Below are 9,540 nucleotides of genomic sequence, written 5' to 3' on the forward strand. Positions count from 1 at the left end.
CGGCTCACCGTCCCAGGCGGCCAGCTGATCGATCGTGTTGCAGCCCACGTCGCGCAGAAGCTCGGCCCGCGCTCCGACAGCGACGAGGCTGACGTCGCGGTTGCGAACCAACTCCTGCTTGCATTCGGTCCACCACGGGCACGACTTGCACTCGCTCACCTGTGACGGAGACGTCAGCACCTCACCGCGGGCCACAGCGATACGGTCGGCGAAACGCTCGTCGTAATCGTCGAGAACGGCACTGAGGTCGTGAACGAGGATGCAGTCTCCGTTGTATCCGATCGCGCCTGCCGTCAGCGACGGGCTCGCCAGCCCACGACGCTAGAGCATCCGATAGACCTGCGCGACGCGCATCTGATCGCGGACCTGACTGCGGACCTTGCGTTTGGGATCGGCCGCGGGCTCCCATTCGAAGAGCCCCGAGGTGATCGCGCCCTGGCCGGGATCGGTCACCTTGTGATTGACGACAATGACGGGGATGTACCCGCCACCCTCGTCGTCACGGATGAGCATTTCGCAGCGGCCCTTGCGTCCGGTGTCGCGCTCGACCGGCAAGACCGCGCCCCAGATCCGGTCTGCGCCGGCCTCACAGGCAGCCAAGGTGTCGCGAGCCTGAGCCGACGCCGATTGATCAGGGTTGATCTTCACCCAACGCTCGGGAGCAGCGCCGATCACGAGTTCGGCGATCTCCGCGCGCTTCGCGATCGCGGCATCCTGGCGCTGCTTGACGCCGGTGTCGACGGGTTCCGAAGCCGATTTCCCGGGAAACAACCCGTCCAGACGCACCCGATGACGGCATCGGGTCAACGCCCCCGAATCGATGATCGGGAGCTGGGGCGCGGGGTTGTTAACGGAACACACGATGACGAAGATTATGTGCTCCCCTAGGCTGAAGCCGAAGCGCAGGTACCTGGCAACACACAAACACCTGGAAACGGGGTCCTTTTCGATGGGGTTGTTCAAGAAGCGAAAGTCTCGTGCCACCCGCAAGGCGGAGGCAAAGGCTCTCAAGCACAAGGCTGAGGTCGAGGCGAAGCTCAACGCCAAGAGCCAGCGTAAGCGCGACAAGGTCGAGACCAAGTCGCTCAAGAAGCTGGAGAAAGCCGAGATCGAGTCACAGCACAAGATCGAAAAGGCACAGATCGCGACCCTGAAGGCGCAGGAGAAGGCCGCTGCGAATCAGGGCCTGACCGTCGCCAAGGTGCGTAAGTACCTGGGAGTGGCACGTCTGCTTGCCCCCGTTCTCCTGCCGATCGCTTACCGCGCAGCCACGGCGGTGCGCGCCCAGCTCGACACCACGCGTGCACAGAAGATGGGCATCGCCGTCGACCAGCTCGGTGACTACACCGGTCACGGCGCGAAGTTGAGCGCTCGTATCGCCGGCGCCGAGAGCTCGGTCACCGCGATCCTCAGCCGCAAGCCCGACGACGCGGAGACGCAGCGTTTCGCCGCCGCCATCCGTGAGCGCCTCGGCGACCTCAGCACGGCAGTTCGCGCTGCCGAGCAGATGCCGCAGGCTCGCCGTAAAGCAGCTCACCAGGCGATTTCTTCCGAACTCGACGGCGTCGAAGCAGATCTGCTCGCACGTCTCGGCGTGCGCTAGACCTGAGAACGCCAGTGAGAGCAGCCGAGCAGACCGCGACCCTCCGGGGGACAGCTGTCGGTTCCGCTTCGGCTGCTCTCGCTGTCGCCGCGCACGGGATCGGCGGAGGCGAGCTGCCACAGTCGTCGTCGCTGACCCTGTTGCTCGCCGTCTGCGCAACCGTCGGCGCCGTGACGGCCACCCTTCCCGCCCTCTCACGGGGGCCCGCTGCCTTGATCGTTGCTCTGGGTCTGGGTCAGTTGGCCGCGCACACCACCATGACGCTCTCCGAGCACGCTCATTCGCCCGCTCCGGGGTTGGTGATGCTCGGTGCTCACGCCGGTGCCACCGTCGCTTGTGCGGTGGCGGTCCTGGCCGCCGAGCGCCTCTACCGCGTTGTCACCCACGCTCTCCACGTCGTCCTGGCGTCTCTGGCTCCCGCCGCTGTCACTTCTCGCGGCCACACCGTCTCGACCGGAATCCATCACGGACCTGTCGACGCTCTACTTCGCGCCAGCATCTCGCGGCGCGGTCCTCCTGCCCTGGTCTGAAGATTCGTAGAACGCCCCACCCCTTCACCAGACCAAGAGGACACTTCCCGACATGAAGAACACCCTGATTTCGCGCGCGGTTGTCACGACCGTCGCTACCGGCAGCGCCGTGCTGCTGGCCGCCGGAATTGCTTCAGCAGACGTGAGCGTCGTCGCACCAGGAGCTGCGCAGGGCGGATACTCCGTTCTCACGTTCCGCGTGCCGACCGAATCCGACACCGCTTCGACCACCAAGCTGACGGTGGCGCTCCCCGACCTCAAGTCGGCACGCACCGAACCGATGCCCGGCTGGACCGCCGTCGTGGAGAAGGACCCCACCTCGTTGGTCGCCAAGTCCGTGACCTGGACCGCCGACCCTGGCGTCGGAATCGCCCCCGGCCAGTTCCAGCAGTTCGTCCTTTCTGCCGGCCCGCTGCCGGAGCAGGACGAGGTCGAGTTCAAGGCTGTCCAGACGTACAGCGACGGCAACGTCGTCAACTGGGATCAGGAAGAGCTTGCCGACGGCAGCGAGCCGGACAAGCCCGCCCCGACGCTGACTCTCGCCGCGTCCACCGGCGATGCCCACGGAGCGCCTGCTGCCGAGACGTCCGCCGCATCCGAAGCCGCTGACTCTTCGTCGGACAACACCGCCCGCTGGCTAGGCGGCGTCGGCCTGGTGCTCGGCGCTTTGGGCGCTGCACTCGGCCTCGGCGCACTGGTCAGGAGCAAGCGCTGATGAGTACCCGGATCAAGGTCATCGCCGTCGGCATGCTCGCGATGCTGGCCACGATGCTCGGAATGGGCACGGCCAGTGCACACTCCGCGGTGGTCGGCTCCAACCCGGAAAACGGTGCGTCCATTCAAGTTGCGCCTGACACGGTTTCGGTCACGTTCAACGAGGCTCTGCAGGCGCAGTTCGCGGCGCTGACCGTCACCGGTCCCGACGGCAACCTCTGGACCAAGAGCGATCCGGCCGTCGAAGGACCCACTGTCAGTGCAGACCTCGGCGATCTCGGGCCGACCGGCGTCTACACCATCGCGTACCGCGTCACCTCCGCTGACGGTCACCCCGTCAACGGAACCCTGACGTTCACCCTCACCGAGGCAGGGTCGGGCACTCCCGGCGCTGCCGCCGCGTCGAGTACGGGTGAGTCGGAGTCCGGCAGCATGCCGGTGTGGATCTTCATCGTCGCCGGCGTCGTCGTGTTCGGCGGTGCGCTGTTCTTCGTGCTCCGTAAGCCGAAGTCGAGCTGATCGCGTGACGGGTACGGCAAACAGGTGGTGGTTGCTGTTTGCCGTACCCACAGCTCTGCTGGGAGTCCTGATCGCCTGGGGCCTCGCCAGCCCGTCGGGACCCGAATCGTCGAGCACGGTCCGCGTTCTCGCGATCGGATGTGGTTCGTTGACCCTCGGCATCGCGACGCTCGCCTGGATGGGCCGCAGTGAACGCCGCCCGGCGACAACCCCCGCCGTCATGTGGACTCAGCTCACCGCGGTGGCAGCAGTGTGGCTCGTCGCCGAGATCACGCTCCTCGTGCTCAATGCCGCAGCGGCCGACGGCGCCCCGGTCACCTCGCTGACCATCGGGCACTTCGGCGCATTCGTCTCCGAGGTCAACGTCGGCCGCGTCGGCGTCGCGATCATCGCGTGCGCGTTTGCCGTCGTCTGTTACGGCATCTACGGATTCACCAATCCCGAGACGGTGCCCGTCGCACCGGCATTGGTCGTCTCCGCGTTGGCGCTCGCTGCCCGCCCGATCACCGGGCACATGGCGCAGCAGAGCTTCGGATCGATCCTCGACGCCGTTCACGTCCTCGCTGCGGCCTTGTGGTTCGGCGTGCTCGCCGCACTCGCGCTTGCCGTACCGTCGCGCGGTGCCTGGGCGATCTGGTTGCCCAAGTACTCCGCTCTCGCCTGGCGATGCGTCCTCGCGCTGGTCGTCACCGGTATCGTCAACGCCGTCGTGCGACTCGACTCACTCTCCGCCTTCTACGACACCGCATACGGTCGGGTGATCCTCGCCAAGATCGTGGCGATCGGACTGCTCGTCGCCCTGGGATGGTGGTGGCGCCGGACATGGGTGGTCGCGAGCGCTGCACACCGCATGAGTTCGGACGGATCCCTGCGTCGCGCCATCGGTGAAGTTGTCTTCATGGCCATCGCATTCGGGCTTGCCGCGGCCCTTGCGACAACTGCGTAAGACGTGCCTCAGCGCGACATTTCGTGACCCGCACATTTAACGTTTCACGTCGAGATTTAACCTCTGCGTGAGTTTATTTTCCCAGCTTGCGGCGGTTTCCGGCCCCCCTTAGCGTTGCTCGCATGACGGAGGCCCAACGCTCGTTTCTCGTCTGCGCTTCGCAGCGCAGCGGCAGTACTTTGCTGGTCGAATCCCTGCGAGCAACCGGGGTCGCGGGTGAGCCGGAAGAGTTCTTCCAGTACCTCCCCGAGACCTCGCGATCGCCGCAACCGAGGCAGTGGTTCGAAGACGTCACGGACGAGTCCGTCCTGGGTCTGCTCGCCCCGTTCCACCCGGGCACGCCGGACACTCGCACCTCCGAACAGTGGCGCACACAACTTCTCGAACTCGGCCGAACCCCCAACGGAGTCTGGGGTGGCAAGCTGATGTGGAACCAGACGCCGCTCCTACTCGATCGCGCGGCCGGATTGCCCTGGCGCAGTGGGACGGACCTACGTTCCGCACTCCACGACACCCTCGATCACGACCTGCAGTTCATCCACGTCTATCGAGAAGATGTCGTCGCTCAAGCTGTGTCGATGTGGCGCGCCGTGCAGACACAGGTTTGGCGCGACGACGCGACTCCACCGAATCTCTCGGACGGTGCGCAGTACAACGCAGTCGGAATCGCGCACCTGGTGACGATTCTCGGTGAGCAGGAACGCCAATGGAAGCGCTGGTTCGAGGAAGAGGACATCTCTCCCATCGAAGTCGGGTTCCGCGATCTCACCGAAGACCCGCAATCCGTGGTCGCAAAAACCCTCATCTCCCTCGGCCTCGACGGACAACTGGCCCCGCCACCGCCGCTGCGTCGTCAGAGCGACGGACGATCCCGCGAATGGGTGCAGCGTTATCGCATCGACGCCGAACAGAACGGATATCCCGTCACATGAGCACCGTCACCGATGTCGTCGACGAACTCCGAGTTCTCGAATCCGAAGCGGTTCACATCATTCGAGAGGTGGTGGCAGAACTCGAGAGACCGGTCCTGCTCTTCTCGGCCGGCAAGGACTCGATAGTCCTGCTTCGTCTGGCCGAGAAGGCGTTTCGGCCCTCCCCACTCCCTTTCCCGGTCCTGCACGTCGACACCGGTCACAATTTCGAGGAGGTCATCGAATTTCGCGACCGCCGAATCAAGGAGGGCGGGCACACACTTCTGGTTGCTTCCGTTCAGGATTCGATCGACCAGGGCAGAGTGCAGGAGTCGACCGAGACCAGCGGATCGCGAAACCGCCTGCAGACCAGAACCCTGCTCGACGCTCTCGAAGCTGGAAGGTTCGACGCCGCGTTCGGCGGCGCCCGCCGGGACGAGGAACGTGCGCGCGCCAAGGAAAGAGTCCTCAGCTTCCGTGACGAGTTCGGCCAGTGGGACCCGCGAGCGCAACGGGCCGAACCGTGGTCGCTCTACAACGGTCGGATCAGACGCGGCGAGTCCGTTCGTGTCTTCCCGCTGAGCAACTGGACCGAGCTCGACATCTGGCGCTACATAGCCCAGGAGGAACTGGAACTGCCGTCCATCTATTTCGCGCACCAGCGGAGGGTATTCGAGCGCGACGGAATGCTCCTCGCTGCTTCCGAATTCAGCACCGACGCCGAGAACGCCGCGGCAACGACCGAGTGGGTGCGATATCGAACCGTCGGCGATCTGACCATCACCGGCGCCGTTCGATCTCACGCCACCACCATCGACGACGTCGTCACCGAAATCTCGGCCGCGACGGTTTCCGAACGAGGCGAGACTCGCGCAGACGACCGAACGTCGGTCGCCGCGATGGAAGACCGAAAGCGTGAGGGCTACTTCTGATGACGACCACCATCACTCGCCAACTCCTGCGACTGGCCACGGCGGGTAGCGTCGACGACGGCAAGAGCACGCTGATCGGCCGACTGTTGCATGACACCGACAGTCTGCCAACCGATCACCTCGATTCCGTGACCGACGAGCACGGTGTCGCCGACCTGGCTGCACTCTCCGACGGACTACGTGCCGAGCGTGAACAGGGCATCACGATCGACGTCGCGTACCGATTCTTCTCCACCCCGACAAGAAGTTACGTACTCGCCGACACCCCGGGGCACGAACGCTACACGCGCAACATGTTCACCGGAGCATCCAACGCTCACGTAGCGGTCCTGCTGGTCGACGCGAGGACCGGCGTGTTGCGTCAGACGCGCCGGCACGCCAGAATCGCCGCACTGCTCGGTGTTCCGAACCTTGTAGCCGTGGTGAACAAGATCGATCTGGTGGACTTCGACGAAGCGAGATTCGCTCAGGTGCAGGAAGAATTGCGGGCCTTGGCACGGCAAGTCGGACGCGAGGACGTACTCGCCATACCGGTCTCCGCGAAAGCCGGCGACAATGTCGTGACGCGGTCCGAGAACACCGCGTGGTACGAGGGGCCGACGCTCCTCGAGTACCTCGAAGGCGTCGAACTCCATGCGCCCGCGACGCACATCGAGGAGCTTCGGCTTCCCGTGCAATGGGTTTCGCGCCCCGATCCGCAGAATCGTCGCCGGTACACCGGCCGGATTTCGGCAGGCACACTGAGCGTCGGAGACGAGGTAGTGGTCCTGCCGTCCGGATCGAAGAGCACCGTGATCAGTCTGGACACTCTCGACGACAACCGCAGTACTGCCGTTGCACCACTGTCGGTTTCGGTGGAACTGGCCGACGACATCGACGTCGGACGTGGCGACGTTCTGGTCAGCGGCGGTGCGCAGGCTCATTTGCCGGTTCTGGCCCGAGAACTCGAAGCCACGATCTGCTGGTTGTCCAACACACCGTTGCGCGCGGGCGATCGGATAGCGCTCAAACACACGTCCCGGACCGTGCGAGCGACCGTCCAAGAACTGCACACCCGTCTCGATCCTGAAACGCTCGACGAGCAGGACAGCCCTGTCGAACTGGGACTCAACGATATCGGAACGGTCACGCTCCGAACCAGTTCCGTGGTGGTCGCAGACACCTACGACCACAATCGGGACTCTGGCGCCTTCATCCTGATCGACGAGCAGAGCAACGACACCGTCGGCGCAGGCACCATTCTCGAACCACGCGTCGTCGTTCCCGGCGAGCAGACCCGCAACGACATCAAGTGGCATCCGTCCTCACTCGAACGTCAACGGCGGTGGGCGTCTACCACCCAGAAGGGCGCGACGATCTGGCTGACCGGCCTGCCTGCCTCCGGAAAATCCACCGTCGCTGTGGCTGTCGAACGTGCGCTCGTCGACGCGGGACGCACCGCGTATCTGCTGGACGGTGACAACGTCCGCCACGGTATCTCCGACGATCTCGGGTTCTCGCCGGGAGACCGAGCCGAGAACATCCGACGCGTCGGGCATCTCACTCGACTGTTCGCCGACGCCGGCGTCGTGGCGATCGCGTCGATGGTTTCGCCGCTGCGTTCGGATCGAGCAGTTGCGCGCGCTCTCAACGAAGCTGCCGGGCTCACTTTCCTCGAAGTTGCCGTCACCACTCCCGTCGAAGAATGCGAACGTCGAGATCCCAAGGGCCTGTACGCTCGTGCGCGGGCGGGTGAACTGAAGGGGCTCACCGGAATCGACGCGCCTTACGAGACGCCGGAGGAGCCGGACCTGGCATTCGACACAACCGGCGCTGACATCAACGAGCTGGTCGAGCGGGTCATCGCATTGTTGGAAGAGCGCGAAGCCGCAAGGCCCTAGGGGTTTTCGGTGTCCGACTCGAGGTAACCGCGGTCCGCACTGTAGGCGGACCGCACGTTGGGTCGGACACCGATCTTCTCGAGGTACGCCGCCATGCGGTGCACCGCCATCGCGCTTCCCAATGCCTCGTCCGGGAGACGATCGTCGGTTTCGGCGCGCCACGTGTGAAGCTGCGAGGACAATTCCGCCTGTATTGCCGAGACTTCCGGTCGATCGATCAGATTGATCTTCTCGTCCGGGTCGGCACGGAGGTCGTACAGCTCCCGGGGTGCGCGTACCGCAAGATGCTCGGTGCCGAGCGCTTTTCCGGAAAGACTGTCCTCGATGTCGAGCGGTAGATCCAGAGCGGGGCGGACGGCGTAGTTCTCGATGTAGCTGTAGTCCTTGGTGCGCACCGCACGAATGGGATCGAAGCTGTCGTGAAAGGTCTTCTCCGTGAACAAGGAGGTACGAACGGGTTCGGACGGTTCGGTTCCGCGGTCGACGAGGGCATCGGCGTGCGAGCGCCCTTCCACCTCGGTGGGGACGTCGATTCCGAGCAGATCGAGAATGGTCGGAACAAGGTCCACACCGCTGAACAGTGTCTCGTATTCCTTTCCGCCACTGCGATACCGCGCGGGAGGCCGAGCGATCAAGGCAATACCGGTACCCGGGGCGTAGAGCGTCGACTTGGCACGCGGGAACGCCGCGCCGTGATCAGTGAGGAAGAAGACCCAGGTGTTCTCGTCGAGCCCCTCTTCCTCGAGGGTCGCGAGCAGTTCCCCCACCGCGGCGTCGGCCACCTCTACGCTGCCGTGGAATTCGGCCAGATCCTCGCGCACCTGTGGCACGTCCGGAAGGTATCCGGGGACCTCCAGGGCTGCGGTGTCCGCCGGGGTATAGCGATCGGCGGGGTACGGGCGATGCGTTTCGAAGAATCCCGTGGTGAGCAGGAACGGCTCGGGCGGGAAGCGTCGTAGCCAGTTCTGGGCACGCGGAACCACGTAGTCGCAGAACGAGTTGGTGACGTCGTACTCGTGATAGCCCAGTCGCTTCGGATACGCAGTCTCGTGCTGCATGCCGAACAGCGAGGTGTACCAACCGTTGTCGGAGAGGATCTGCGGGAGCGTCTGCACCTCCGCGTGGTACTCCCAGCCGTGGTGCGCCAACCCGATCAGACCGTTGTTGTGCGGATACCTGCCCGAGAAGAGCGATCCGCGCGAAGGCGAGCACAGCGGCGCCGTCGCGTGTGCGTCGGTGAACCGGATGCCTTCTGCCGCCAGTCGGTCGAGATGGGGGCTGTTGACCCCGGCGACACCGTAACTCGCGAGGTGTCGCCCCAGGTCGTGCCAATGAATGATCAGGACGTTATCTCGCGCAGCCGACACGTGGGCAAGGCTAGTTGCCCCGCCCACGTGCGGCAACAGCTCGAATCAGCAGGATCTCAACTGTTTCTGCCGAGTTGTCTGATCCATCCACGGGTATCGGCCGGGTCGATGACGTCGTCCAGTTCGAACGTGGTCGCC

9 protein-coding genes and 1 pseudogene are annotated in these 9,540 nt (G+C 64.7%); 8 read left to right on the forward strand and 2 right to left on the reverse strand.

Annotation, left to right across the window (positions count from 1 at the left end; all coding sequences use genetic code 11):
* Positions 1 to 825: pseudogene (locus A2J01_RS25170) on the reverse strand (TM0106 family RecB-like putative nuclease); the annotation flags it as partial.
* A 124-nt stretch (positions 826 to 949) separates the two neighbouring features.
* On the opposite strand from A2J01_RS25170, the gene A2J01_RS25175 reads away from it, so the two are divergent.
* The 8 genes from A2J01_RS25175 to cysC all read left to right on the forward strand — a co-directional run bounded on the left by A2J01_RS25175 (position 950) and on the right by cysC (position 8,035).
* Entirely contained in the window at positions 950 to 1,603 is a 654-nt protein-coding gene (locus tag A2J01_RS25175; RefSeq protein ID WP_064113835.1) for a DUF6474 family protein, read from the forward strand.
* Positions 1,604 to 1,617: 14 nt separating this feature from the next.
* Positions 1,618 to 2,133 (forward strand): hypothetical protein, encoded by a 516-nt coding sequence (locus tag A2J01_RS25180; RefSeq protein ID WP_003944165.1) that lies wholly within the window; start codon positions 1,618 to 1,620, stop codon positions 2,131 to 2,133.
* Positions 2,134 to 2,185: 52 nt separating this feature from the next.
* Positions 2,186 to 2,848 carry a YcnI family copper-binding membrane protein gene (locus A2J01_RS25185; protein WP_064113836.1) on the forward strand — a complete coding sequence of 221 codons (663 nt, stop codon included), beginning with the start codon at positions 2,186 to 2,188 and terminating at the stop codon, positions 2,846 to 2,848.
* Entirely contained in the window at positions 2,848 to 3,366 is a 519-nt protein-coding gene (locus A2J01_RS25190; protein WP_064113837.1) for a copper resistance CopC family protein, read from the forward strand. Before A2J01_RS25185 ends, A2J01_RS25190 begins: the two co-directional genes overlap by 1 nt.
* A 4-nt stretch (positions 3,367 to 3,370) precedes the next feature.
* On the forward strand, positions 3,371 to 4,312 hold the full coding sequence (locus A2J01_RS25195; RefSeq protein ID WP_003944164.1) for a copper resistance D family protein: 942 nt from the start codon (positions 3,371 to 3,373) through the stop codon (positions 4,310 to 4,312).
* A 122-nt stretch (positions 4,313 to 4,434) separates the two neighbouring features.
* Positions 4,435 to 5,244, forward strand: a complete 810-nt coding sequence (gene stf0, locus A2J01_RS25200) for a trehalose 2-sulfotransferase (RefSeq protein WP_007735934.1) — start codon at positions 4,435 to 4,437, stop codon at positions 5,242 to 5,244.
* A complete protein-coding gene (cysD, locus tag A2J01_RS25205; protein ID WP_047272728.1) occupies positions 5,241 to 6,155 on the forward strand; it encodes a sulfate adenylyltransferase subunit CysD in 915 nt (304 codons plus the stop codon). Before stf0 ends, cysD begins: the two co-directional genes overlap by 4 nt.
* Entirely contained in the window at positions 6,155 to 8,035 is a 1,881-nt protein-coding gene (gene cysC / locus A2J01_RS25210) for an adenylyl-sulfate kinase (RefSeq protein WP_064113838.1), read from the forward strand. Before cysD ends, cysC begins: the two co-directional genes overlap by 1 nt.
* On the opposite strand, the gene A2J01_RS25215 is transcribed toward cysC, so the two are convergent.
* The gene (locus A2J01_RS25215) at positions 8,032 to 9,402 is read right to left on the reverse strand and encodes a sulfatase family protein (protein ID WP_003944134.1); all 1,371 of its coding nucleotides are present in this window, start codon (positions 9,400 to 9,402) and stop codon (positions 8,032 to 8,034) included. The genes cysC and A2J01_RS25215 overlap by 4 nt on opposite strands.
* Positions 9,403 to 9,540 lie beyond the last annotated feature (138 nt).

Origin of the sequence: Rhodococcus sp. EPR-134 (genome assembly GCF_001647205.1) — a bacterium.
In the GTDB taxonomy this organism is placed as follows: domain Bacteria; phylum Actinomycetota; class Actinomycetes; order Mycobacteriales; family Mycobacteriaceae; genus Rhodococcus_F; species Rhodococcus_F qingshengii.

What these genes read in the sequence shown, in the direction of transcription:
- A2J01_RS25175 (WP_064113835.1), top strand. Translation starts at nt 950, where the DNA reads ATGGGGTTGTTCAAGAAGCGAAAGTCTCGTGCCACCCGCAAGGCGGAG.
- A2J01_RS25185 (WP_064113836.1), top strand. Translation starts at nt 2,186, where the DNA reads ATGAAGAACACCCTGATTTCGCGCGCGGTTGTCACGACCGTCGCTACC.
- A2J01_RS25190 (WP_064113837.1), top strand. Translation starts at nt 2,848, where the DNA reads ATGAGTACCCGGATCAAGGTCATCGCCGTCGGCATGCTCGCGATGCTG.
- stf0 (WP_007735934.1), top strand. Translation starts at nt 4,435, where the DNA reads ATGACGGAGGCCCAACGCTCGTTTCTCGTCTGCGCTTCGCAGCGCAGC.
- cysD (WP_047272728.1), top strand. Translation starts at nt 5,241, where the DNA reads ATGAGCACCGTCACCGATGTCGTCGACGAACTCCGAGTTCTCGAATCC.
- cysC (WP_064113838.1), top strand. Translation starts at nt 6,155, where the DNA reads ATGACGACCACCATCACTCGCCAACTCCTGCGACTGGCCACGGCGGGT.